This is a genomic window from Burkholderia sp. 8Y (assembly GCF_902506145.1).
GTDB lineage: Bacteria > Pseudomonadota > Gammaproteobacteria > Burkholderiales > Burkholderiaceae > Caballeronia.
Genome location: NZ_LR733520.1, coordinates 2,910,210 through 2,934,491 on the forward strand (window position 1 = coordinate 2,910,210; position 24,282 = coordinate 2,934,491).

Sequence of the window (24,282 nt, forward strand, 5' to 3'; positions counted from 1 at the left end):
AACGATCATCGAGGGTGCTCAAAAGTAGTCAAGCTGATTTTTGTGCACCCTTTGGAGCGGTGTACATAACCGCTAGTTTTAGTGCAGTGCTTGCGCGCCTGCACTAGGGGTGCCATCCACATTCAGACTTTTATTTCCTTCGTATCGAAACTGTCAAGACAGTACCTAGAGCGTCGGAAAAAATGCGTTAGCTGATTTGACGGAACTAGCTCTAGCGTGACGCGTCTCCACGCAGGGCCGTAGGTGAAGATCGGAATACGCTTTAGCTAAACGACATACAGTCCGAGAAGACGATGGTCGGTCATCAAACGTTGTTCAAATTCGTCGTTGGTCGGGCATTAACGCGTCGGCTCGGCTTGGCGGGTTCAACCGGTCCATGCGGTACGGATGGAATCGTTTGGGACGCGTCTCGCAATCAAGGATGCTGTCTCAGCAGCCATTGGCGTCTTCCTTGGATCTCCGCTGCCTCGAGTGTTGGCTCTTTAAACGCCTGCCGATTGAGCCGCATTCAATTCCTTGAACCGGTCGAACTCAGACGGCAAGAGTCTGACGATTTGATCTCCCGTCATTGCCACGAAGTCATACGTTAGCTCAAACTGGCGCAACACTTTAGTAAGACGCCTTGCACTTCCGCCACCAGCACCTCGTTTCCTCGCCAAGCGCTCCTTGTCCCAGAAAAGGTGATGGACTGCGTCTATCATTGAAGGGTTAGTAATAAGTGTCTGAGTTGCAGCGACTTGGCCCCAAAGTTCCCCCGGCGTATTAACCGGCCCGTTCAAAAGCACGACCAGCTCCTTTCGCTTTTCACGGTGGGCGGCATATACACGCCAGATTGAGGCGAGATAGTGCCTGTAGTAGCGCTGCCAGTTGTCAGGCTCGGCGATCCAAATTGCTGTCTCGCCCGGTGCGTACCGCCCTCCGTACTTCTTGCAAAGGCGGTCGAAAAGATACGCTGCGCACCATGTCCAAAAGCCCCAGTCCCTCTCAGCGGAGGACAGCTCTAGGGAGGCGACAATATCGTTCAGCGCTCTTGCCGTTGCGAGCTTGTCGTCAAGATTCAGACCGTCCAACATAGCGGTGTCGCCGCCGATAACCTCGGACAACTCTGGTGTTAACAGCTCGTGCGGAAAGGGCTGCGGCTGCCCAGTCGTCTTCAGGCTGTCAAGAAACGCCATAAAGCGAAGCTTGCCCCGCTCCGTCATGCGCATGATCTTCATCTCCATGCCCCTTCGACGGATGCCATAATGGCTTCTTGTCGAACACCAATCCTGCTTGCAAGAATCCTTACTGCGTTATCTATCCATTCGACCTTGTCTGTCTCCTTTTCGGGGACTCCTGCGCCAATCTGACGGGCAAATAGCAGCCATCGAGTGGACAATTCATGCGGGTCGGAAAATTCAGAATCCCATGCGTCGTCGGATAGCAACTGAACCAGAATCTGACGCATGGCAGCCGGCAATACGAATGCCCTGAACATCAGCGAGCGGACGACCTGATCACGGCTGCCTAGCTCGCGCTCTATCTCCAGAACCGCCTTCACATCATCTTGCACGACGCGCCATAAAACACCATGTGACGATAGGTCAACGCTTGAAACTGGAAGGATGCTCTTTTGGTTATCGTTGAGCTGATCATCTTTGCTGTACGCCCTGACGTTCTCCGCGATTCCCAACAATAGGCCTTTCGACGTATCGACGACTTTGACCCGAAAATCTAGATCTATGGCATCGTCAAATTCTGTCAACTCGATACCGTTGCGCCTGACACTGCTTGCAACCTCGCCCAGTTCTATACGCATGAAGCGGGTTTTGCTCTGGGGCTCTAGGAAGATACAGGATTTCGGCGGAAACTCATAATCACTAAGGTTAAGCGCGGCATCAACCATGGGTGTCTGGTTGAAGCTGCCCTGCAGGCGAATCTTTACGTCATCACGAAGGATCTTTTTCCGACCGGTGTAGTTAAACCGCTTCATCGCGCGCCACCTCAGAAATTATGTCTACGATTACGTCCCTGCGACGATCAAACCCGTGGACGGAAAGCATAAAATCGTTTGTGCAGGCTTCAAACTCCACGGTGTTGCCACCAGTTACCATCTTGGTTACATTCTTTGCGGCGGGAGCACAGACATTTTTTGCATCACGAAGGTGGAAATCCTTCTTGTCCCACTGCTTCAATGCGCGAGCTTTCGATGCGCCGGAAAAGTCATATGCGACTCTTATAACGTATCTGCGTCTTTGCTGAAGCGGCTCCGGAGGTCCTTTGACAACGAACCCGTCCTTTGACCGCGTCAACCGATAGCTTAACGGGCGGGGCGGCGGTGGCGGCTCGATGGACGGCTCCGGCTCGGGCCCCGGCTTTGCTCGCCGCGAACGCTTGCGGGATTCAGGAACGTCGTCATCATTCTCGGGCAAATCGAGATAGAAAATATCCGACAAAATCGCGAGATCCTCTTTCTCGTCACCTTGGCTCATCAGGTTCAGAAACTTGCTTACAGACAGGCGCACAAAATCAATAGTAGTTGGCCCCCAGCGATACTTACCCTTGAACTTGGTCGCATTCTTCTCCCACTCTGTGTGGGCAGGGTTCTCCGAATCTCCGAGCAGTGTTGCGAGAGCGCCTGCTTCTATGACGACCATGCTCGTATAGCCGCGCACCTTTGGGACTCGATCCTCGGGAATGAGGATGCCTTCCCGCAGGAATCGAGGCTTATGCGAAACGTCTGTCAAATCCTTCGCCAGATATATTTCAAAATAAGAGGCCTCCGCTTCTTGCGACCCATTCTCCTGCACATGAAGATGACATCGAACACGTACGAATCCGTTATTTCTCAGCAGCACTTCGTGAATCTGGGTCGCAGTCTGTTTGGGCAGATATTCCTTCTCCCACTTCGGCAAGGACGGCGAATCAGGAGCGCTCAGTTCGAACGTAGGGTAGTCGCGTTCGATGATTGCCTTGGAGGCGAGCGCTATGAACGGAGCGATTTGGCCCATCTGTTCGAAAGGTATAAGGTCCTCCAAATTCTCCCGAATACTGGTGCTATTGATCACGCGCGACTGTCCATCTTCAACTACCTCGACTACCAGTTGGCCGTTCATGATTGGCCAGAAGTATTCGCATATCACGTGCTCGGAAAGCTTGTTGGCCGTCACCTCTGACTGAACGTAAGGCATGATGAGTGACAACCCCGTCCGGTCAAGCGTTCTGGCAAGATTGAAGTCGGCAGCAAGCTGCGCAAATAGAGCTGGATCTTCAACCGGCAGCGGAAAAGCGTCCCCCTCAAGGTCTTCTTCGAAGCGCCCCCACCAACCGTCTGGCGTATAACGCTTATCACCCACATGATGGGATTTCAACACACTCTGACCAGCGATTAGGCACCGACGATCCGAGCTTCGTACGGTGACTGCAATGAACATGCGGATACCGCTCGTATACGGAAAAACGTACTTCCCTATGCCATGGCGCCCTCGTTCGCCATCTTGCTTCGCTGACTGACCCTCGGCACGCATGAAGAAATAGAACGAGTTTTTGGGTTGCGCCTCGCAAGCTGCTTCATTGCCCACGAGGCCATCCGTGTTGAAATCCTCGCAAACCAAATATCGGCAGTTATCGGACGCCGTTGGCGGAGACGACAGTCCATTGTCCGCCGCGTTGAAATGCAACCATGCCTCGCGCGGTACGTAGCGCTCCATAACGCCCGACGCCGCAGCGTGAGACCCTACGGAAAAACGTACCGCTACGGGTTCTGACGAAGAGCGATCCGATTCTGCGTCTAGCGAATTCTGGATTGCTTCGCGGACCAGAGCGTGGGTGTCGTCGTCGATGCTCGAGTTAGTAAAAAAACTCGCCTGCATCGGATCACGCGACTTTTGGCTGCGTCGCTGAGCTTCGAATTGCCATTCAGCTGCCATAAACATGTTCCCTCACGTCAGATTCGATGACAGCCGGCTCGATCAGAGCTTGAAGGCCTCATCTGCGGCGGCCCCTTTTGCGTCAAACCGTGCTTTCACCTCGGCCACTGCCTTGTTCAACGCGAGCATGATTTTCTTCACATCCTGTTCCGTGTAGGAGTAATTCGTCCGATTGGAAAGATTGCCGATCAACTTAATGTCTTTGAGAGTGCGAGACACTCTTTTCTCCGCCAATTCAACGAATTTCTCTCTATTTTTGTTCGCAGCCATGCTGACCTCTTTGGGGCTTAAAAGCGATGCATAGAGCGGCGAACAGACGAGAATGTAGTTTTCATATCTACTGTGGCTCCGGACGTTGGTTTCCACCATAGTACATGATCGCCGTGTGCGGATCAATATACGAGTACATGTCGGATATGTACTAGCGTCTGCTGGCGATCAGGCTGCGCAAGTCGGCAAACCGGCGCCGGTCTACCATACATACTCGGACCTCTCGGATGTTGCGCTGATGGACTCGTGGAACCTTGTAACGAAGAAGGGCGCGATGTTCTGGCCGACCGCGCGCTAAGCCGCCGGCGCGACGATGCGGAGGACTTCAAGTCGCTGTGTACAGGTGCTGATCCGTAAGTTGTGCGTAATGGGATGGAAGGACCGCATGGACGCATGTTCCGCTCGCGAGTCGCGGCAAGGGGAATCGTGACTGCGAAGCCTTTTGGAACAGCAGGCCGAGGCGTGGTTCACGCTTAGCGAGCGGGGTGGTCGTGAGGGGCTGCTTGGGCTCGGATGGCAACCGATTTCGCCCTATCCGTGCGACTGAGCTCGGTTTCGGTCGTCGGACTCAGTACGCACAACGGTTCTGCTCAACTCTGATCAGACGCGCCTCGTTTCGACCACGGTTCGCAAGCCCAGCAATTGCGGTCGCCTCTGCTCACCAACGCGTGCTAGCACATCTGCATGCCCCTAAAGCGAGGTTTTACGCCGCCTGCGCTCCACACCGGTCACAGGGTGCGCCGCAGGACCGATGCAGGCAACGGCTCGGCTCCAAGGTGGACCGCGATGTCGATTTGCCCGCGTGTCTCGCACGAGCCCTGCTTGCGGCCGCGCTAGATGCGTCATTGACCCAAGCGGATGGCATCTTGCTTATTTCGGACGAAGCGGACGAAGGTGACCGGCCGTTACGGGATCGTGACCGGCGATTTCGGCAACGTGACCGGCCGTTTCGGGAACGTCACCGAAGGAACCGGACGGCAGGACTGGCCAGCCATGCCCGCGACGATCGCGTGGGAGGCTACACAACCGTCGTCGAGCACACGCCGGCGACACACCGCGCCCATCTCGAATGGACTCCGCAGCGGCTTATATCCACTGGGGTCAGCAGATTGGCGGCGCCACCGGCGCGCTCGTCGCGCGGCTTCTGCAGGAACAGCGCCATCCCGAGCACGGCTATCGGGCGTGCCTTGGCTTGCTCTCGCTCACAAGTCGCTATCGTCGCGACCTTCTCGAAGCGGCGTGTGCGTTGGCGCCCGAATTGGTGTGTGCAACGTTACCGCCACGTGCCCGACATCTTGGTCAGCAATCGCGACCGCGCGGCAGCGACTACGCCTGTCGAATAGGTCAGTCCGAGTCACGCGCATGTACGTGGCCCCAGCTATTACCAATAAAAAGAACCCGCCATGATGATGCACCAAACCTTCACGCAACTACGCACCCTGAAGTTGGATGGATTCGCCGACGGGTTTAAAGAGTAACTAACGCAGCCCGGCACCGCGACGCTGAGCTTCGAGGAACGCCTGTCGTTGCTGGTCGACCGCGAAGCAAGTTGACCCGGTGATCGTCGTCATACCCGACTGCTCAAGCAAGCGCCCCTGAAGTACGCAGGCTGCCATCGAAGCTCTCGACACTCGCGCTGTTCGAGGCGTGGACCCACGTTCGCTCACAAGCCTGGCTTTCGGCGACTGGGTCGAATCTGGATACAGCCTGCTCATTAGCGGCCCAACCGGCGCAGGTAAATCATGGCTCGCTTGCGCCCTCGCGCAGTATGCCTGCCAACGCGAAACGGTGAATTAATATCGTCGGCCGCGATTGCGTAGATGCCGCTTTCGGCCGCTAGTCGTCCAGCGGCGTCACTTCAATGGGGCACTCTGGCGCTCTTGGAGTATTCTTCATTCAGTAGGCAGTTCTCTCCATCCTTTTTCGTCTGGTAGATAGTAGCCTTTGAGCGACAGGACCTGCTCCACGGTCCACGGACAGGTCGTGGGCATAAGCTCGAAATTAAGGCCCATCGCTTTGTGGACCTCAAGGACCGCGCTTCCCCACGAATGATCGATCAGCTTGGCGACATCGACGTTCGGGTCATCATCAAGTGCGGTTTCGATCCATGTGCGGTGCTCGCCGATCTTCTCCTGCCAGTTCATGCATCGCAGTCCTTCGAAGCAGTACCACCTGATCATGGCGGCTAACAGCAGCCTCAGATGCCGCTCGACCTCATTCTCGATCTGGCGCGAGATGCTTTCGACCTCTTCGATCAGGTTCTCCAAGTCAAGTTCGTGGAACCGTTTCTCGCGCAGCAATTTCGCCTGATGTAAAGCCCACCTCGACAAGTCTTCTTCGTACCCGGCCATTGTCTCCAGTCCCCTTAACATAAGTCCATTCTACGCCGGGGCGGGGCGAATCGACGCGGAGGTGCGTGTACGACATCATACTGTCGAGCGAGAAACCGCTGTTCATCCCTTCGCGGCGCTGCGATGCGATACCATTTACATGCCAAAGCGGGGGACCGACAAGGGCGCCGAACTTAGACACCTAGCCGACGAGATGCGCGAGCGAACAAGCCGTCGGAGAACGCTGTTAGTCCTCACTTTTCTCCTGTTCATGTACGCGATGGTGCCCCTGCTCATCAAAATCGTCATCAGAGCAACGGCCGAATCGAGCGCCCTGCTGCACTAACCTTATCCACGCGTTTCGTGCATAACCACCCTATGAGCAACGCCATGGACACACTCAAGTTCGCCTACGCGCTAGAAGCCGAAGGCATGGACCCCGATCAGGCCGGCGTCATCGCGCACGAGCTCTATGCGCTTTACGCGCACTCGGTGCTGGGCGCGAAGTATCAAGCGGTCGACTATGGCGATTTCCATGCGTTGCGGGCGAAGGCGCTCAAGGTCAGAGAAGGAAAGCAAGCGACGGTGGACGTGCTGCGCAAGCTGAACGAAGATATGCAGTTAGAGCCTGAAAAGCGGGAGGGCGAGCGGCAGGCCGACGAAGCGGGACGTGCGGAGCAAGCTCAAGCTGATGCAGGAGTTCGCGAGACGAACGCCTACCTGAAGGTCCGGCTAGAACTGCATAATGAACAACGCCGACTCGACTTCGTACTGAAGAACGGCGTGCCGATTGAGCGCGACGGTCAGTTTCGCTATCACAGCTGGGCGCACCTTGGCTGGTTCAGGACTCAGCGTGAAGCGATCGATGCGGCGGTCACATATCCGTCCGGGGGAGAGGAACGAACATGAAGAAACTGCTCGTTTTCATCGCATGCATGGCAACACTCGCCGGCTGTTCTCGTGATGCTGATGTGGCATCACGCAACCTGTCTAATGACGCCGACAACTTCAAGATTCTACGCCGGGTGGTGTTCTACAACGGCATTACCGGTGATTACATTCTGGAGGTGCAGGGCTATTGTGCCATCGGCAACTCGGACGCGGTTCGCAAGCTGTCCATCACCTGCAAGCTCGACAACGGCACCTACAAGAAGCACTACCTCGGGCTGTCCGATAACGTGACATTCTTCGCCGAACAGATCGACGGTGTGTTAGAAGGAACATCCCATTACAAGGTGACGTTCAAGCCGAGCGTGATCATTCCAGACGTACAGCTGCGCTGAAGGCGTTAGCTGTATAAGTCGGAACGTAATCCGACAAACACCGTCAGTTCCAGCGAAGGCTGCTCAACCATGCGGGTCCCAAAGTCGGCACCCGACCCGTATCTGCCATCGGGTACATGACTGACTAATGCCTCTTAGTAGGGCTGGGCCTGCCATTCGAATTACCTTGGCCTCACAGCCCTCACACGCCACGCCTTCTCGATAGTCGACGTTTACCGGTTGACGGTACTTTACTAACACGACGCTTCTTCGACGCTAGCGCGAACCGTCGCATGCTCAACCATGAGCTGGGCAGCCGGCTGAAGCTTTTCGAAGCTTTTGAAACAGACAATGAATCGGCGCTGAACTCAAACATCGGCAAGTGGGGTGATCCTAACGCCCAACACGTATCGAATTGCCGAAGGTGGTTTCCGCGCCTGGATATGTGCGGATCAAGCATAGACCGCTTCTGAGCGTCCAGAATTTTTCCTCTTCGACAACTATTCGCGTCAGTGCGTGCAAGCACGCGCGCGCGCGTCCAGACAATGTGAGAACCATCCGATTGACGACAATCGAGGCTGGCCACGCCATCTTGCGGTGCGATGCACTGAGCTCGCTACATCCGCGTCTCCGCCGGTAGACGCCTACGGCGTAAGCGAGCTCTTGAGCCAGCTCTCATGGAGAGCCCACATTTCCGCTGGATCAGTGTCCAGTTGATGTCCGAAGTGATTTACGAGACAGTCGTATGTGCCCGCGAACGAGTCACGTCGGAATTGCTCAGCATCTAATCCGAGGCCGTGATAAACCTGCTGCGGCAGCACACGAAGACGCACGCCGAGCTCGCGCATGTCTTCTCTCTCACCGTACCGCTTGACCGCTATCTCACTGGCGTGAAGCGCCCACACATTCGTTGCCCAGCACTCAAGGATGTCGGACGGCATATCGGTCTCTCTGCATACGATGCGGAGGCTGCGGATTATCGGAGCATTTGTACCAAAAAACAGCCCAAGCTGTGTGAGCATCAGACGCGGCCAACAGTTGATCCCTGCTATCGGTAGAACAAGCCGCGACCTTGGATTCGCCTCATGTTCCGCGTGCATCTCCTTAAGCGGTTTACCGGTTGCAGCGGACGCGATTACCATGAGGACGACCCTCAGACGAAGTACGTCGACAGTGGATGCTTCCTGTTTCTTCTTTAGCTCCCACAGGTACTTCACGTGCCGCTCAACCGATCCCAGTGTTTCGGCCGCGTAGCGCTCTCGCTCCTCCGCCTCCTTGCGTGGGTCCGGTTCATCATCTTCCTTGTCGGGTTTCGACGAGTTCGCGGTCCCATTATTGAGCTCCCGCTCCGGATTTGCCGTCTCGTCCCCGCGCTTGAACAGGCGGCGAATGTCGCTTTCTTCCGCATCGTCGTCGGGATTCTCGCGATGGCGTGTAGCCGTCCCAATCGAGCGGTTCAGCAACTGCTGGACGTGCCAAAGACCACCACCGGCAAAAACTCCCGGGACTTCTACTGCCGCATCTGTTCGCGCTTTGCTGCCCGAAACAAATGCCTCGTACGTCAGTGTCTTGTACGACTTCTCTTCTGTCGCCGTGTTCGGCTCTTCGGGCGCGCGCTTGGCAGAACCTGTCGCCCCGGATTGGCTTGCCCCTAGTTCGTCCTCGGCCAATGCCAGAGCTTGTAGCGCTTCGAGCATGAAAACGCCGACCTCATTGCTCGTGGTCAGGCGGTCAACCGCCGTCTCGGCATCCTTACCTCGAACCTCGCGGGCGAGCGCGTAAATTTGGTCCGCGACGGTTACGCAGGTGAGCGCGGAGTAAGTTCCGTCTGGGTAACGTAGCCGGGCAAATGCAGGGAGCTCGCCCACCACCCTAAAGCGCCGGACAGCGTCTGTCGATTCTCTGCATGGTTCAAGTTTGGAAGGCGAAATACCCTTCGCAACGTCGAACAGCTCCACAGCGGTCTGTGCAGAAACACTTCGACCGCCCGTATGCCAGTGCAGAATATCGCCTTTGACTTCGAAAACGCCCGACTTCGCAGCCGCTTGAGATTGCAACTCCAGTTTGCCTCCTCGCAACTCCTGCGTCGGCAATCTCTCGACGGGCACGGGCGGACCGGCTAATACCTCCGTCAGCTCGAGCTCGGCAGCGACGCTTTCCCGCGGCAGGCGCCGGTATAGGCACGCCTCTACATTCAGTCCCTTCATCTGTGCGGTGCCGAGCGCCGCGACCGTGCAATTCGGGCTGCCGTAAATGACGTGGTCCGCTTCGTCTGTCTCGGCGAGGAACAGCTTCGCGTGCACGAAGCTTGAACGAGTTTCGTGAGAAATATCGATGACGTTTACATTGTCAAGGCGCGCAAAAGCGTGCGTCGGAAACAACCGGCGCGTCACGTCGACGAGCAATACGGTCTGCTCAGGCTTCAGGACTTTGATAAGTGACCGAAGTGCGGAAAGATCAGAGTCCCAGTACGGGCTGACGACGACTAGCCTTTTGACATGTTCGGTACCAACATTGCGGGCAAACCGGGTGGATATGCCTTCATCGTCGTCGCTGCAAAGTAGCTGTGCGGCGTTGCCATCGCTAAGCAGCACCGGTCCGACCGCCCGCTCGGAACGGATCAGCCAGCCCGTGCGCTTGTTCAGCAGTTCAAGCTGATGCCCTATCACATCGCCGTGCGATACCAGATGCGAACGCAAGAAGCTCAGGGCACCGGCTACGATCTGTGTTTCGCCAGACAATTCAGGGCTTGCATTGATGACGCCTGCGATCTCGAGATTGCCAGCAAGCCCGGGAGAAGTCAGATTTGCCGAAGCTACGACCAGTCGCGCCGTGTCGCGACCCGCGAGCAACGTCAGCTTAGGATGAAATACGCGCGGCGCCGAAATAGAGTTCGCTGTATAGCTTCTACCTGCCTTCTGCGGAAGGGCCGATGCGCCGTTCATGGCTTGAGTCATCATGCCGGCGTCCGCCAATAACATGACATTGCGGCAGCCAGACGAATGCAGGGCCGGCAGGGCAACGCTCTCCCATGCAGCGAAGTCAACACCGAAAGTCGATGCGATAGCCGAATGAAACTTACCACCCTTCAAATGGTGATACATAGGCGTCCGCGTTTTCATGCCGCATCCCTCATCAGTGCAAGCCCAAGCGACGTGATCCCGTCGTCCGAAAGGAGGTGAATATCGCGAAGAAATGTAATGGCCGGCGATATCCTCGGGTTCGTAAGAACTGGTCCATCTTTTTTACGAAGGGTCAGACGTCCGTTGTCAAGATCGAAAAGGAACGTGTACGCGTTCTGGTAGCGCAACTTCTGAACCGCAATCCACAGGTGACGACGTAGCACCCTCTCCCTCAAAAGTGATGACAGCGTCTCCCGCAACGGCTCATCGGCATGCCTTTCGAGAAACGCCAACTCTGAGAGCAGAGTGCGGGTGATCTCTGGCTTGAAATTCCCGAACCGCTCATTGACTACCTCGGAGTGATCAGCGGCTCTGAGCTGAACGAAAGCGAGCAACCGAAGAGCGTCGATTGCGTAGTTCGCTGCCGACGCACGCTTCGCCGCGCCCAGCCCCGACAGGAGTGTGTGGGTGAGTGACTGCTCTGCGATAGAGCCGTCCTGTGCCACGTCGTCAATCGCCGACAAGGTCCGTTCCGAAAAACTTCGCCAAGTGTCCTCGTCGGCGGAACATCCTTCCATCATGGAGGCGACAGCGCGATACAGGAGCGTCTCCATCGACGCTCCGCCCGAGAATTCCCCTTCCAGCAAGTCCAAGAGATATGCGAGCAGCCCCTCGAGGCAGACGTGCACCAGGTCGTTCGCGTGGTAAAGCCACCATTGTTCACGGCGCTTGCGCAGTTCCTCGCGGCTCAACGAAAGTGGCTTTCCTCCCGGTAGATTGCCGGTATACATCACCCACCGGAAAATCGGCACATATGGGCGTGACGCGCTTTGCGCGGCAACTTCCAAGACTAGATGGAGCGTGTCTCGGCGCGCCGCGTGACGCGTCGAGTTCTGGACCTCAAACAAGATGTCCTGATAGCACTGACGTTCTGAGCTATCCACGTCAATACGCGAAGGAGCGAGTTGAGCCATCGCCTTCAATGTGTCGGCTTTTACCGAGCGGCTCATAATGGCTTCAAAAAAAGCATGGATGGCGTCGCCAGCCGCATCGGCAAATGCCCGAGCGAGACGTTGCCCCAACTCCGGGCTCGCGACGGGAATCCCGTGATTCGGGTTCTTGAAGAGAATGTTGAGATCGTATAGCGGCGATCCGTACGCCGCACCAAAGGCACCGAACGACTGCTGCAAATGCGGAGCTGACGGCGCGCTGTCGGTATGCAGCGCAATCAAGCCCTTGCCCGTCGCAGAGAGCTCCTTGTTAGCCCAATCTGACCCCGCTACGCCGTCTGAATCATTTGCCGCGACGGCGACCAGCGCGTACAACGCTTCGCCCCGGCGCAAGAAATGTCGCCAAACGTCCGGATCATTACTTGTGACCTTTTGCGCGTATGTGAAGGCTAACCAGGCGTAGAGCCCGTAGTAGCGCATCCGGAGCGTTCCGTTACCCAGTCCGGGAACGAGCGATTGATACAGTTCAATGCCTGCCGACTGCATGCCCAGCGGGTCTAGTCCGCGCCGCTCGCCCGATCCCACCCACTGAGGCGATGCCTGTGCGCGCTTTTGAATTTCCATTTCAGATTCAGCCGCTTAATGCAAGGTCAACTGCCCTACTTTTTATCCAACGCCACCGTTCTCTCACAAGTGAGCTCTGTACGGTCGTTGGCCCCCGCCGCCGCTGCGCATGGTCTCGTGCGTGAAAGCGACCTTGGTAGTCGATCTTCTCGGCGACAACGCACGACTCTACCGTACTACCTACAGTCGAACAAGGAAGGCGCGCACCCGCAATCAGCGGCTTCACAGCGGTGATTGCATTAGATCTCCGGCTGCGCAAATCTGCCTTTACCGACGCAAATGAATGCGACTGGCGGTTATATGACGCAGGGTCGGGACAGAAATGAATACACTCCTCGATCCAGCGGCCAGCGACCTCAGCTATCCGAACCTCGAGTCTCTGACCGTCGCGCCAAGCTAGTGGGGGTCGTTGTCGTTGCTTCACGTCCCATACGGCGACGGTGCGACTGACTTTTATCGGAGCCTGCCCGTGCCGCCAGACGTTAGCAGCGCCATCCTGGATAAGATGGCCTGCTGGGCGATGCACTCGCTTTGCGACGTCTTTCGAATGTAGGTGAGCGATTGCTTGCGCCGTGGCGATGTCAGAGCGCCGCTAACGTCGTCGGTAATGGACGTAAGAGCTCGGCTGTCCGGCCGCTTTCGGCGTAGAGCAGCCGAGCGACTGACCGATAGATGGCCTAGCCGAGCGGCGGAAACTGCCGCCGAGTTCTGCCTCGCACGGCCGAACAAAAGAAGCAGGGTGTCGATGACCGTCCCATCCGCGTCGCAGAGATCCGCGCCAATTATGTGCCGCTACCTCGGGTTCCTTCCGCAGTCAAACCTGCCGCGCGAATCGGCTCGTGACCCGTGTCGACGGCAAACGCGCTTAGCCGTGGAACCGTGCCACCGGCGTTCACGCTGCAGAGGTCTGGTCCGTGTTTGCCGTCCAGGGTTATTGTCGCCGACGATGGCTTGGGTGGGCTACAGCGCGGGCGCGGGGGACAAGCCAGTTTTCGGCCCGCATGACCACACGATGCCGCCGAGGTGCGTTAGCTAACTTTTCCGCGCACGCGATCATGATAATGTGCGTAGTATCACAGACCGGGCGAACGCCGAATAGGTACGAGCGCTTTTAGCGGTCTGACTTCGTGGAGTGTAAACGCGGGCGACGGCATTGTGTGCGTCGTGGTTACCAAGAGAAATTGCGCCGGCCCGTGCCGCGCCAGTCGGTTCGCGCACTAATACCATCGAGGAAAGGCCATGTCAGATAACGATAGCGTTTTTTCGGGTCTCTCCGCCCGCCCAAGTCGCGAAATTGTCGAAGCGTTACAAGCATGGCGCGAACCCCACGGCTACCGCGCGCATACCTATCAATTGGCGGGCGCGGTCATGTCTCTCGCCCACACCGTGGAAGAGCAACGCCGCGATATTGCCAAGCTTAATAGGTTATCGGTTGCCGCAGGCCGCGTGGCTGAGCGCAAGGAACTCCCCGACGAAATAACGTTGCATGCGACCGACCCCGAGCACGTCCGGGCCGCAAGCGCTGAGGAGCGCGTATATATGCTCTATGCGGCGCTCGAGGACTTGCTAAACATGGCGCGGCTTGGGCTAGGGAGTTCTCTTGAGGAGCGTTACGACAACTCGCCGCCGGCAGGGGCGTTGCGCGCCATGGAGGCTCGTCTACGGTTGATGCTGCAAGCGGCGGGCCGCCTGCCGTACTAGGAGCCGACGCCTCTAGTCGACAAGTTCGGCATTGCATGGGTGAAGTAAATGAATATGCGAAGCCTAGCAATGAAGGGCACGCTCTCCGAGATGGAACTCTCCACGTTTCGCCAACGCTCGCAGGCTGCGATCGACCAGAAGGCCAAACGCGGCGAACTGTTCACGTCGATACCGATTGGTTATGTGCGTGCGCCTGGAAATCGTATCGAGAATGATCCTGACCTACGCAAGTTGCTGCCGAACTCGAGCGACGCTGGAATGAGACGTTGAAGGCGCAGGCGCAAATGCAGGCCGAAGTCGACTTGCTGCGTGAACAGACAACGCGATTCGCGCGCTCGTGCATTGGCGAGGGGAGGCGATCAAACTCAGATCGTGTTCGAGAAGAACCAGATCGGACAGCATCGTTGGGTCACGGACGTCGAAACGATAGACATTGTTCGTGCATTGGCGCGGACGTTGCCTGATCAGGCCATCGCAGCGGTCATCAACCGGCTTGGCAAGCGCACGGCAAGAGGCCACACGCGGACCGCCGTGAGAGTCTGCACACTGCGTCATGACCAACGAATCGCAGCGGAAAACGAACTTCAAGCATCCTGTCGATGCACCATGGTCGAGTGCCGTTCTAGGAACTGAGCGCTGCGATCAGCGTAGGCATCGACAGTCCCTTCCTTATGCATCAGTCCCTTTTCGTTCAAGATTTCATTGACGACCGCAAGAATCTGCGCAGCGATGCGATGCGTTCCGCGCAGATGCGGAAACCGCAAGTGGGCAGCGACAATTGTTTTGGCCGGTCGTTGACGATCGTTTTGGCCGGTGGTGAGGAGTCGAAGGCGGCGCAGCCGCCGTAGACGATGAGCCACCGGCGGCGCCAGGTCGACGGGCTTTAGAATGGGCTGATCGAAGCTTGAAGAAGAAGCGGTCAGCTCATGTCTGGAACCCGCATTACCGACCAACAGGTTCATCTCTATATGAACAAGCGCAAACAGCACTCTCAGGAAGTCGCGGCCGCCAAGACCGGTATCAGCGTGCGTACGGCGCGCCGCATCGAACGTGACGCCACCTTGCCATCTCAGAAACCACGGCAAGCATGGCGGACCCGAGCTGATCCCTTCGTCGACGTATGGGAGAGCGAAGTCGTACCGCTGCTGCGCAACGCGCCCCACCTGATGGGCATCACGATCCTGCGCAAGCTGCAGGACGATCACCCGGATTGCTATCCCGATAGCATGCGCCGCACGCTGGAGCGGCGTATTCGCCAGTGGCGGGCGCTTGAAGGGCCTACACAGGAGGTGTTCTTCCCGCAGGAGCATCAGCCCGGTGTGCGCGGACTGTCAGACTTCACCGATATGAGCAAGCTTCGCGTGACGATCGGCGGTGCCCCATTCGGTCATCGGCTGTATCACTTCGTACTCGCGTTCTCGCGCTGGGAATACGCGAACGTTGTTGAGGGTGGCGAGAGTTTCGAGGCCCTCGCAGCGGGATTGCAGAACGCGCTGTGGCAGGCTGTCGGCTGCCCGCGCGAACATCGCTCTGACAGCCTGTCGGCTGCCTTCAAGAATCTGACAGAGCAGGAGGACTTCACGAAACGTTACTCAGCGCTGCTCGACCATTACGGCATGGAGGGCACGCGCAACAATCGGGGCCTGGGTCACGAGAACGGCAGCGTGGAGTCATCGCATCGGTATCTGAAGGAAGCGGTCGACCAGGCCTTGATGCTTCGCGGTCATCGCGACTTCGCTGACCGGGCCGCCTACGATGAATTTATCCGTGAGGTGGTGATGCGCCGGAACCGGCGCAACGCTGCGGCGTTTCGCATTGAGCGCGCACAGTTGCAGGATTTGCCCGTACGTCGCACTACTGACTTCGTCGAGGAAGAAGCACTCGTGACCCGCTGCAGCACATTCACCGTGCGCGGCATCCTATACAGCGCACCGTCGCGCCTGATCGGCCATAGGCTAAAGGTGCGGATCTATGGTGACCGGCTCGACTGCTATCTGTCGGGCGCGCTGGTGCACAGTACGCCGCGAGGATCCCGTGCCGCCGACAACCGCCACGCGCTGGACTATCGTCACTTCATCGATTCTCTCAAGCGCAAGCCGCAGGCGTTCAAAGGGTTTGCGTTTCGCGACGCGCTGTTTCCCCGTGAAGCCTACCGACGGACCTAGGAGAAGCTGGAGACGCAACTGACGCAACGCTAGGCATGCAAGACGATCGTAGGGCTGCTCGAACTCGCAGGACATCACGGCGTTGAGGCGTTGCTGGCCGAGCGGCTCGACGCCTTGCTCGAAGCAGGCGAACTGCCCGATCTGAAGCAGTTGCGCGATGAATTCGCGCCGCGTCAGGCCCAATGTCCCGAGGTCGTAGTCGAAATGCCGCCCGTCGCGGTCTATGACGAGCTTCTCGACAAGGTGGCAGCATGAACGCCCCTGCCCATGACAACGGCCGTCTGGCCTTGATGTTGAACGAGCTACGTCTGCCGACCATCGGCAGGTTATGGCCCGAGTTCGTTGAGCGCTCTGATAAGGAAGGCTGGCCGGCTACGCGATTGCTTGGGGCGCTGCTTGAGCACGAACTGGCCGAACGTGCCAAACGACGCATCGAGCGGCATCGTACCGAGTCACATCTTGATCCAACCAAGACGCTGGCCACCTTCGACTTCGGCATGGTGCCAATGGTCTCGAAAGCGCATGTCACGGCACTGGCGACCGGAGATTCGTGGCTGGAGAAAGGTGCCACGATTCTCCTGTTCGGGCCCCCCGGTGGCGGTAAAAGTCATTTAGGTTCAGCCATCGGACACGCTTTAATCGAAGCCGGCTATCGAGTGCTGTTCACACGCACGAGCGAGCTCGTCCAGAAACTCAAGGCTGCGCGTCAGAGCCTGCAGCTTCCATCCGCCCTCACGAAGCTTGATCGGTTTGATCTCATCATCCTAGACGACCTGTCGTACGCGCGTAAGGACCAGGCCGAAACCGGTGTGCTGTTCGAACTGATCGCCGAGAGGTATGAGCGTAAAAGTCTTCTCATAACGGCCAACCAGCCATTCTCGGGATGGAATGACGTGTTCCCCGACCCCGGCATGACGGTCGCAGCCATTGATCGGCTCGTCCATCACTCGACGATCTTCGAGCTGAATGTTGAAAGCTATCGCCGTCGAAAGGCCAGCGACAAACAGAGCGCGCGCCGGCGACAATTACCCGACGACAATTACGATGGAGAAGCGACAACTATGAATTAGCCAGCGACAATTACACCCGTCGCCCGGCCAGAATAGTTGTCGCTGACCGGCCGTGCCGCTTGACGCCGTCTAGCAAGATAGTCGTTTTGTATCCGGGAAACGGGTCATCCCTCCGTCGAGGCCTGCGAATACGTGATACCGCGGGACACCGTAGAGGGCTTCTTCCATCACTGGATCCGCAGACCGAGTCATTGTTGGAGGAAGTCGGTTTTGCTGAACAAGATAGTCTTCGCGCACTAGTTCACCCTGCGTACGGACTGTCCCCGGCGATCCCGCGGCTGTCGCGTTTGCCAACGCAACCGGAAGCGCGGCGTTACTCCGGCATGGAAGATCGGTCACGCCCTCAGAAGCCGGTTCGCAAGACATCGTTCAAAAGGAAAGCAACTCCTCGTCAAAACGGACTGCGACCATTTTCGTGCGAGGCCAGCGGCGCTCTGCCACGCGTTGGGCCTCCATCGCGCCGCTACATAGGCCGATGCTCACCTCCCAATGCTTCCCGTCTTTCTCGAGCTGGATGCTGGCTGGGCGTAGGTGGCTCCATTTTTGAGGCCGCACGCCCTTTGCATTCGCACCGCGAAGAACTTCGCGCTCGCGGTTGTAGCAGCTCACACAGAGGCATTTTCGGACAAAGCGCATGCGCCCGACGAGGCGTCTCTTCGAGGCCGCAGTATGTCCGCAGCGAACACAGGGCAGCGCGGATGCACTTCCGCCACTTGCGCACAGAGCTGCCCGACGCGCGAGGTTGTCGCGCTGAACGTTCTTCGTGTTAGCTTCTGAAGCCGCCGTCGGCCCAGGTTGACGTTGTAAAACGGCGCCGATCGCACAGTCGACGCACGAATCATATCTGGCGTCTTCGTAATTGCGCGCGCATGCGTTCGTGGATATCGCGGCATGGAGACGAGCACAGTCGAAGAGTTTTATGCCGTGAAGCTCTTTGGACATCGGCGGGGCAATGACGAGCGTTTCGGGTGTTTTGAGGTGGCGCATTCGGGCAGGACGTGCATTTCGACGTCTCTAGCCTCGCGTCACGACAGATTCTCGAACTCGTTGCAAAAGCAGGTGATTCCAAAATGACCGCCGGAATTCTGAAATTCGGCGCCCCATGACACGTCATGGGTGTTCAGCGCGCGGTCGTGACGGAAGCATAGAGGTATCGCAACTTGCGCTACCTCTATGCCTACACCAAAAGAATGCCTGATCCGTCGACCGGCGGTCCTCGAGATGACGTCGCTTGCGTCGTCGACACTCGAGCGCCTGCTTGTCACCAGCGAATACCAGTCGCTGTGCGCATTTCCCCCGGCACCGTCGCGTGGAGGCAGACGGAGGTCCAGCAGTGGGTCAAATCTCGTCCGCGCGTCGGCCGTAGCATTCCAGAGCGGGGCCTGCCGTGAGCAAAGGCGCGTTTGACCGACTGGTCGAGGCGCTTCGGGCCGAAGTTAATGCTCGCCCGTCAGCGCAGCCTGAGAATTCTCGTCGCGTTGTTTCGGCAAAAACCTCGGCAGTGCGCGCGCCGACAGCAAGGCCGGGCTCAACATCGCCTGCGGCTAAGGCCGTGGCCACATTCCCGTCGCAAAAGAGAATGTCACTAGGTGCTGCGCGTATCCTTGGAATGCCAGCAGATCAGCGCGTCGCGGAGACAGAACTAGCGAAGCCAGCTGGAAGTGGCTACCGAATTCGCGTTGGCGACCGCGAATTCAGCGAGGAGCAAGTGCGAGAAGTGTGTCGACAAGCGCTCGATGCCGGGCGGCTCCGTCCGAGTGACGCGACGCGAATCGAGACCATCATCAACTTCCGCGGGCAGCTTCCAAGTGATCTGCTCGGTGAATCCTACGCATCGCAACCATGAAGCATGACCTTGAAACCCTTCGGCGGCGCCTTCGAGAGACGCTGCTATCTGGCGCGGATAGCGCATCGCTGCGGGCCGACATTGGCCGCTTGGAAGTGGAACAACAGCGGTCCGAGGCTCAAGTTGCTCGCAGCGATGCGGAACGAGGTGCCACCGTCGATGAAGCGATGACGAGCGAAGCACGCGCGCGTGCAAACGCATCGGCAAGTCGCTTAAGAATCCTCATTACACGTCTCAACCCGGAGAGCTGACCCGTATGGATCATATTTATGCAGCACTGGTGCGCGCTGAAGCAGAGTACAAAGCTGCGACGGCCGCGTGTGAACAGGTCGCGAACAGGATCGCCGCCATCAACCAGCGTCTAGCTGAAAAAGCGCAAGCTCGTGCGCAGATTGTCGCGGACGCTCAGTCCGGGAAAATAGACGAGGCGCTGTCCGTCCTGCGGCTCGCCGTTATCGACGCAGATGCCCGAGACTTGTCCTCCTTCGTCGCGCAGGAGCACCAGCGGAAAGCAGAGGCCGCCGCTGAAGTCGATTCCGCCGCGCTTAAACGGGAACGTGCGAATGCAGATGTTGTTGGCTACGAGCGATCACAAGTCTTAAAGACACTCGACGCAACCGTCGCCGCACTCGAGGAGAGACTTCTGCAAGCGTTGGTTGAACGATACATCGTAAGTGATCGAACCAATCATTCGCTTTGGAACCTGTGGACGCCATCGACTAGACTCAAAGAAGCGGTGCTTTCGTACCGCGCTCCCGTGTAGCGCACGTTTCCTAAGCCACGCGTCGTCGGCTCCTAAAGGTACGGGCGTGCGACCACACTCCTCGCCTTGTTCGGCTAGGCAAAGTCATTCCGTCGCTCCTCTGCAAGCCAACCGGCCGAGCGCCTTCTCCTTCTATTTACAGTGGCATGCAACAGAATGTCGCTCTGGGGGGCTTCCGCAGCCGGTTTGCTGCCGCCTATCGTCTATCCACCGACGATTCCCCAAAGTCCGCTGCCGTCCTCCTTGCGTTGGCGCGTGTGTTTGCTCGTGGGCGTGCACGAGAGGCGCCAACTAGTGCGGGCCTTCCCTCCGCGCTGAACAATTGCCTAGTAAAGCCCGCCGAAAGAACCAAGCAAAACTATAAATTTCCATATAAATCAGATAGCTAGCACACGCGGCGAGTTTTTTTGTAGATCGACGCATTGCTTTCGAACATTTCCCTTGATAGGATGATCGCCTCAACCACGAAAGGGCCAGAACAATGACGATCATCCCCTCGGAATTCGAACATACCGCCGAATCCCTAGCCGACATAGTAGGCCTCGCGTCGTCGATGGGCGTCGAGACAGCACTACTGAAACTTCTGCCCAAGAATGCAAACGACAAGAATCAGATCTATATCGCTTCGGATTTTGGCGTTCTATTCGATCTATTCGCGATGACGCTCTCTGAACGCGGGGCGAGCGCAAGCACTAAGGACATGTCGCAGCCCGAACGACGCATCGCAGAAGCCTTATTCGATGACTTTGCGTGGGTTAAGAGAGACGGCTCGACGGCACGGGCAAAACGCGCGAAGGCAATCGTCTATCCGCAATATCCGGAGGCGCGGCTCTCCGGTTTCCAATCGATTGATAACACAATGCCTGCGTGCCTCTCTGTGGGATTCACGCGGGAGAATCAGGACGCAAAACGCCTGTTGGTTCTTGGCCGCTTGCCAGGAGGAGCGTGCCGAGCGGTGATTTATTTCGATGTCTCGGAGAAATTAATTCGGGAAGTTAACTCTCTTCCGGGCTTTGAGCGATCAAAGGTTTGCAAACGACTCACGATCGACCAAGGAAACAGCAAAAAGCTGGAGGACCGACTGTCTCGCATTGTAGGCAAGCCGATGCGCGGGTGCCGCTTAGATACCTTCGGGAAAACGCTCCCCTTCTCTGGAACACAAGTATGTGGCTATACGTTGGAGCATGCCCTCGACATCATCCCGAACGCCGGAAAGGATGGTGATCTTTTCGGCATCGAGTTGAAGGCGCATACACAGCTGAAGGTGACGCTCTTCACGCCCGAGCCGGATCTAGGTCTCTACGCGCAGAATTTTGGGCAGTTCATGCGCAGATTTGGGTATTTGGACGGTGAAGGAAACTATCGGCTGACCGGGATTCACAAAGCCAATGTGCGCTCGTCGAAGTCTGGCCTCACTCTCAAGGTTCGAGAATACCGGATGGAAAACGAAAAATGGACGCCGTTCGCGTACGATCCGAAGACTCCACTCACCTCTAAAATGGACGCGGTCGAGATCTTGCTTGAAGACGATCACGGATTCACCGCCGCGGGTTGGAGCCTCGAACGGCTCATGAACTGCTGGGGAGCGAAACATAATGAAACGGTGTACGTTCCCGCCACGAAAGCCACGAATCCGAGTTCATCCGAATATGCTGAAGGCTACGAGTACTTGGTTACATTCGGATCGAAGGTAATGTGGTGTCACGAGACGTCGGCTGAGCAGATGCTCAACGCCATCAACGATGGGCTCATTTTTCTAGATCCTGCACCAAAGCTGCATACATCCGATCCTTCCAAAAACAAACGCCGCTCTCAATGGAGGGTCAATGACATTACAAAGGCTGCACCCGCGTTATATACGCGAGTGGAATTCCGTGATCTCTTAGCTACACCAGAGGTACAGGGTCGCTTGCTGGGGCACGATGCAAGCTTGGATTCGCAGCATGCGCAAGACCCACTTCCGCGAGGTGAAATGATCTTAACGTTGGGGGCGTGAGCGACGGCGTGTCCAACACCGCAGAACGAGATGCCAAGGTTTGAACAATGCCGGCGTTGGCAAATCTGGCCTTGGGCGGTTAGCTCGCTTGGCCGTGTGTCGCTGTTGGCAAGGGATCCTTGGGCACTTCGTCTATCCTTCAAAGAACGGTGGAGCTCGCTCCCACCGGCTTGATGAAGGGCGGGCTAGTAGCCGCCGTTGAGCGGATGACTTGCCTTCTCGCGCCTTTCATACTGCAGTTGGGTGTTCCATCATTCTATCGTTGCTGCAAAGCCAATCGCTGACGACTTTTACTGTGCTTTCGATTTTCTGTTTCTTACCCCTCAAACTGCACTCCCAGACGACAGCGACGCGCCAGCCGTCAGCCTGTAGGGAAGTGACTGCTTTTTCGTCGTTCTGCCGATTCCGAGAGATCTTCTGTCTCCAGAAATCGGCGCGGGTTTGAGGCCATTTAAATCGAGGACATTCGTGCCCGTGCCAAAAACACCCGTGGACGAAAATTACGGCACGACGTTTAGGAAAGACAATATCAGGCTTTCCAGGAAGATCAGGTACATGAAGACGGAATCTGAAGCCCCGGCGATGAAGCGCACTACGTAACAGGAGTTCCGGCTTCGTGTTGCGTCCACCGATGCCGGACATCATCCTACTGCGAGTTGCACTATCGACTACGTCGACCATCAGGCAAATAGCGGCAGACTAAAGGAAATGCCGTCCCGTGCCTTCCCCACCAGCGACTCGATATGCGGCAACATAATGCGCGCCACTTCCTGCATAACCGGCATCACCACGCTGTTTCCAAACTGGCGGTAAGCCTGTGTATCACTTACGGGAATCTTGAATGTGTCAGGGAAACCCATCAATCGTGCGCATTCACGAGGGGTTAGTCTTCGGGGGCGCTTTCGTGCTCCCTGCGACACAAGAATCTCCGAACCGTCCTTGTGATATCGAGCTGAAAGTGTGCGCGTCACGCTATCAGCGTATGCCATACCGAAGCCGAACCCGTTGCCAGCGGCACGATGTTTGTCTGCATACGCTTGGAGGTACTTCCAGAGATTCTCGGTGAGGGTGAATTTCGGTTGCACGACGCGGCGATCAGGATCAAAGAAGCGGTTGCCATCCCATGGGAGGAAAGGCTCGCTACCATCTGTTCGATGTAGAATCGACCCCAATCTTGGACCTTCGGATGGCAACTTTAGGTCATCCCACGAAAAACCAGTTTTCTCTTGAAATCCGACAATGATTATCCGTTCCCGGTGCTGAGGCGTGAAATGCTGGCCGTCGATCACACGGAAATGGACGTCATAACCCAGCTCCTCGCGCAACGTTTCCAAAATCACCCGGAAGGTGTTTCCCTTATCGTGTGAAACAAGATTCTTGACGTTTTCCAGCAAGAACGCCTTGGGTCGTTTGAGCGCGATGATCCGGGCCACGTCGAAGAACAACGTGCCTTGCGTCGAGCATTCGAAGCCGTGCGGACGGCCGAGAGAATTCTTCTTGCTGACCCCGGCAATACTGAACGGCTGGCACGGGAAACCTGCAAGCAGCACGTCGTGATCGGGAATATCTTCCGCCGGGAATGGCACGATGTCGCCAACATATGGATGACGGTCGCCGAAATTCTCTACATAGGTCTTCTTGGAGAAGTCGTTCCACTCACTTGTGAAAACGCACTCGCCGCCGTGTGCTTCGAAGCCCATTCGGATTCCGCCGATTCCCGCAAACAAGTCGATGAACCGGAAGCTCTCCTGTTTCCGGCTGTTTCCGACTGCTTTGGTTCTTAGCATCTCGCGCAATGCCGTTTCTACCAACGCGGGACAAGCGATGTCACCCTTCTCCCACCGCCTAATAGTTTTTGCATCTTTTCCTAGGAAATTTGCAATTTCTCGCTGCGTGTAGCGGTCGCGCGCTTGTTTTAGTAGTTCAAATGACGGAGTATCGAGCATTTCCTTCCCTGGGTATTTTTGCGGACATTATGACCCTTCTTCGTCCCAAATCCAAGCGAATTCGCACGATCATCTCGCAGACTCACCGCTACCCGTCGAGCAGAGTCTAGTGGACTAACGGCGAAAGGATGACGCTCGTCGCCAGCACCTGCTCAGCTACCGTGAGTGGCTCCCGCTGATTCGTAAGTCTCCACTCGCTTATGGAGTGCGTTCTCCGCTCGGACTCAGCGCCCTAACCGCTTCTTAATGAGAGGCCAAGGGCGGCGCTAGTCCGGTGGCTTTGCGAGACACTGATCTAACACGGCCAACCGACGCAGCGACTACCACCT

16 protein-coding genes and 4 pseudogenes are annotated in these 24,282 nt (G+C 57.1%); 10 read left to right on the top strand and 10 right to left on the bottom strand.

Annotation, left to right across the window (positions count from 1 at the left end):
• Positions 1 to 482 precede the first annotated feature (482 nt).
• Genes GV035_RS24310 through GV035_RS24325 form a run of 4 tightly spaced genes read right to left on the bottom strand, consistent with a single transcriptional unit; the run spans position 483 to position 4,277 of the window.
• The gene (locus tag GV035_RS24310; protein WP_159837451.1) at positions 483 to 1,223 is read right to left on the bottom strand and encodes a hypothetical protein; all 741 of its coding nucleotides are present in this window, start codon (positions 1,221 to 1,223) and stop codon (positions 483 to 485) included.
• The gene (locus GV035_RS24315; protein WP_159837453.1) at positions 1,214 to 1,972 is read right to left on the bottom strand and encodes a hypothetical protein; all 759 of its coding nucleotides are present in this window, start codon (positions 1,970 to 1,972) and stop codon (positions 1,214 to 1,216) included. The genes GV035_RS24310 and GV035_RS24315 overlap by 10 nt, the downstream gene beginning before the upstream one ends.
• Positions 1,959 to 3,908 carry a hypothetical protein gene (locus tag GV035_RS24320; protein ID WP_159837455.1) on the bottom strand — a complete coding sequence of 650 codons (1,950 nt, stop codon included), beginning with the start codon at positions 3,906 to 3,908 and terminating at the stop codon, positions 1,959 to 1,961. The genes GV035_RS24315 and GV035_RS24320 overlap by 14 nt, the downstream gene beginning before the upstream one ends.
• A gap of 42 nt (positions 3,909 to 3,950) precedes the next feature.
• Complete coding sequence (locus tag GV035_RS24325; protein ID WP_236572705.1) at positions 3,951 to 4,277, bottom strand: hypothetical protein; 327 nt, start codon at positions 4,275 to 4,277, stop codon at positions 3,951 to 3,953.
• A gap of 860 nt (positions 4,278 to 5,137) precedes the next feature.
• Here GV035_RS24325 and GV035_RS29570 point away from each other — a divergent pair.
• Both GV035_RS29570 and GV035_RS29975 read left to right on the top strand, forming a co-directional pair.
• Positions 5,138 to 5,521: pseudogene (locus GV035_RS29570) on the top strand (IS21 family transposase); the annotation flags it as partial.
• 60 nt (positions 5,522 to 5,581) lie between these two features.
• Positions 5,582 to 5,960, top strand: a pseudogene (locus GV035_RS29975) (ATP-binding protein); the annotation flags it as partial.
• A gap of 110 nt (positions 5,961 to 6,070) precedes the next feature.
• Here GV035_RS29975 and GV035_RS24340 read toward each other — a convergent pair.
• A complete protein-coding gene (locus GV035_RS24340) occupies positions 6,071 to 6,529 on the bottom strand; it encodes a DUF29 domain-containing protein (RefSeq protein WP_159837459.1) in 459 nt (152 codons plus the stop codon).
• 369 nt (positions 6,530 to 6,898) lie between these two features.
• Here GV035_RS24340 and GV035_RS24345 point away from each other — a divergent pair, with 369 nt between their 5' ends.
• Both GV035_RS24345 and GV035_RS24350 read left to right on the top strand, forming a co-directional pair.
• On the top strand, positions 6,899 to 7,417 hold the full coding sequence (locus tag GV035_RS24345) for a hypothetical protein (RefSeq protein ID WP_159837461.1): 519 nt from the start codon (positions 6,899 to 6,901) through the stop codon (positions 7,415 to 7,417).
• Positions 7,414 to 7,791 carry a beta-sandwich lipoprotein gene (locus GV035_RS24350; protein ID WP_159837463.1) on the top strand — a complete coding sequence of 126 codons (378 nt, stop codon included), beginning with the start codon at positions 7,414 to 7,416 and terminating at the stop codon, positions 7,789 to 7,791. Before GV035_RS24345 ends, GV035_RS24350 begins: the two co-directional genes overlap by 4 nt.
• Before the next feature lie 623 nt (positions 7,792 to 8,414).
• Here GV035_RS24350 and GV035_RS24355 read toward each other — a convergent pair.
• Both GV035_RS24355 and GV035_RS24360 read right to left on the bottom strand, forming a co-directional pair.
• Positions 8,415 to 10,892: a hypothetical protein gene (locus tag GV035_RS24355; RefSeq protein WP_159837465.1), complete on the bottom strand. Its 2,478-nt coding sequence runs from the start codon at positions 10,890 to 10,892 to the stop codon at positions 8,415 to 8,417.
• Entirely contained in the window at positions 10,889 to 12,466 is a 1,578-nt protein-coding gene (locus tag GV035_RS24360) for a hypothetical protein (protein WP_159837467.1), read from the bottom strand. Before GV035_RS24360 ends, GV035_RS24355 begins: the two co-directional genes overlap by 4 nt.
• 1,239 nt (positions 12,467 to 13,705) lie before the next feature.
• On the opposite strand from GV035_RS24360, the gene GV035_RS24365 reads away from it, so the two are divergent.
• Both GV035_RS24365 and GV035_RS24370 read left to right on the top strand, forming a co-directional pair.
• Positions 13,706 to 14,167, top strand: a complete 462-nt coding sequence (locus GV035_RS24365; protein WP_159837469.1) for a hypothetical protein — start codon at positions 13,706 to 13,708, stop codon at positions 14,165 to 14,167.
• A 69-nt stretch (positions 14,168 to 14,236) separates the two neighbouring features.
• The gene (locus GV035_RS24370) at positions 14,237 to 14,437 is read left to right on the top strand and encodes a hypothetical protein (RefSeq protein WP_159837471.1); all 201 of its coding nucleotides are present in this window, start codon (positions 14,237 to 14,239) and stop codon (positions 14,435 to 14,437) included.
• A gap of 386 nt (positions 14,438 to 14,823) precedes the next feature.
• Here the strand turns inward: GV035_RS24370 and GV035_RS24375 are convergent.
• Positions 14,824 to 14,931, bottom strand: a pseudogene (locus GV035_RS24375) (IS5/IS1182 family transposase); the annotation flags it as partial.
• A gap of 162 nt (positions 14,932 to 15,093) precedes the next feature.
• Between GV035_RS24375 and istA the strand changes: the two are divergent.
• The 4 genes and pseudogenes from istA (at position 15,094) to GV035_RS24400 (ending at position 22,007) form a co-directional block, all read left to right on the top strand.
• Positions 15,094 to 16,587, top strand: a pseudogene (gene istA / locus GV035_RS24380) (IS21 family transposase).
• Entirely contained in the window at positions 16,584 to 17,402 is an 819-nt protein-coding gene (gene istB, locus GV035_RS24385) for an IS21-like element helper ATPase IstB (protein WP_159837473.1), read from the top strand. The pseudogene istA and the gene istB overlap by 4 nt, the downstream one beginning before the upstream one ends.
• A 2,102-nt stretch (positions 17,403 to 19,504) precedes the next feature.
• On the top strand, positions 19,505 to 20,011 hold the full coding sequence (locus GV035_RS24395; protein ID WP_159837477.1) for a hypothetical protein: 507 nt from the start codon (positions 19,505 to 19,507) through the stop codon (positions 20,009 to 20,011).
• A 481-nt stretch (positions 20,012 to 20,492) separates the two neighbouring features.
• Entirely contained in the window at positions 20,493 to 22,007 is a 1,515-nt protein-coding gene (locus tag GV035_RS24400; protein ID WP_159837479.1) for an MvaI/BcnI family restriction endonuclease, read from the top strand.
• Positions 22,008 to 22,235: 228 nt separating this feature from the next.
• On the opposite strand, the gene GV035_RS24405 is transcribed toward GV035_RS24400, so the two are convergent.
• Positions 22,236 to 22,688, bottom strand: a complete 453-nt coding sequence (locus tag GV035_RS24405; RefSeq protein WP_159837481.1) for a very short patch repair endonuclease — start codon at positions 22,686 to 22,688, stop codon at positions 22,236 to 22,238.
• Entirely contained in the window at positions 22,688 to 23,953 is a 1,266-nt protein-coding gene (gene dcm, locus GV035_RS24410; protein ID WP_159837483.1) for a DNA (cytosine-5-)-methyltransferase, read from the bottom strand. Before dcm ends, GV035_RS24405 begins: the two co-directional genes overlap by 1 nt.
• Positions 23,954 to 24,282: the final 329 nt, after the last annotated feature.

Excerpts from the sequence above, each read along its gene's own strand:
- GV035_RS24310 (WP_159837451.1), bottom strand. The coding sequence starts at position 1,223 with ATGGAGATGAAGATCATGCGCATGACGGAGCGGGGCAAGCTTCGCTTT.
- GV035_RS24315 (WP_159837453.1), bottom strand. The coding sequence starts at position 1,972 with ATGAAGCGGTTTAACTACACCGGTCGGAAAAAGATCCTTCGTGATGAC.
- GV035_RS24320 (WP_159837455.1), bottom strand. The coding sequence starts at position 3,908 with ATGGCAGCTGAATGGCAATTCGAAGCTCAGCGACGCAGCCAAAAGTCG.
- GV035_RS24325 (WP_236572705.1), bottom strand. The coding sequence starts at position 4,277 with ATGGTGGAAACCAACGTCCGGAGCCACAGTAGATATGAAAACTACATT.
- GV035_RS24340 (WP_159837459.1), bottom strand. The coding sequence starts at position 6,529 with ATGGCCGGGTACGAAGAAGACTTGTCGAGGTGGGCTTTACATCAGGCG.
- GV035_RS24345 (WP_159837461.1), top strand. The coding sequence starts at position 6,899 with ATGGACACACTCAAGTTCGCCTACGCGCTAGAAGCCGAAGGCATGGAC.
- GV035_RS24350 (WP_159837463.1), top strand. The coding sequence starts at position 7,414 with ATGAAGAAACTGCTCGTTTTCATCGCATGCATGGCAACACTCGCCGGC.
- GV035_RS24355 (WP_159837465.1), bottom strand. The coding sequence starts at position 10,892 with ATGAAAACGCGGACGCCTATGTATCACCATTTGAAGGGTGGTAAGTTT.
- GV035_RS24360 (WP_159837467.1), bottom strand. The coding sequence starts at position 12,466 with ATGGAAATTCAAAAGCGCGCACAGGCATCGCCTCAGTGGGTGGGATCG.
- GV035_RS24365 (WP_159837469.1), top strand. The coding sequence starts at position 13,706 with ATGTCAGATAACGATAGCGTTTTTTCGGGTCTCTCCGCCCGCCCAAGT.
- GV035_RS24370 (WP_159837471.1), top strand. The coding sequence starts at position 14,237 with ATGAAGGGCACGCTCTCCGAGATGGAACTCTCCACGTTTCGCCAACGC.
- istB (WP_159837473.1), top strand. The coding sequence starts at position 16,584 with ATGAACGCCCCTGCCCATGACAACGGCCGTCTGGCCTTGATGTTGAAC.
- GV035_RS24395 (WP_159837477.1), top strand. The coding sequence starts at position 19,505 with ATGGATCATATTTATGCAGCACTGGTGCGCGCTGAAGCAGAGTACAAA.
- GV035_RS24400 (WP_159837479.1), top strand. The coding sequence starts at position 20,493 with ATGACGATCATCCCCTCGGAATTCGAACATACCGCCGAATCCCTAGCC.
- GV035_RS24405 (WP_159837481.1), bottom strand. The coding sequence starts at position 22,688 with ATGGTCGACGTAGTCGATAGTGCAACTCGCAGTAGGATGATGTCCGGC.
- dcm (WP_159837483.1), bottom strand. The coding sequence starts at position 23,953 with ATGCTCGATACTCCGTCATTTGAACTACTAAAACAAGCGCGCGACCGC.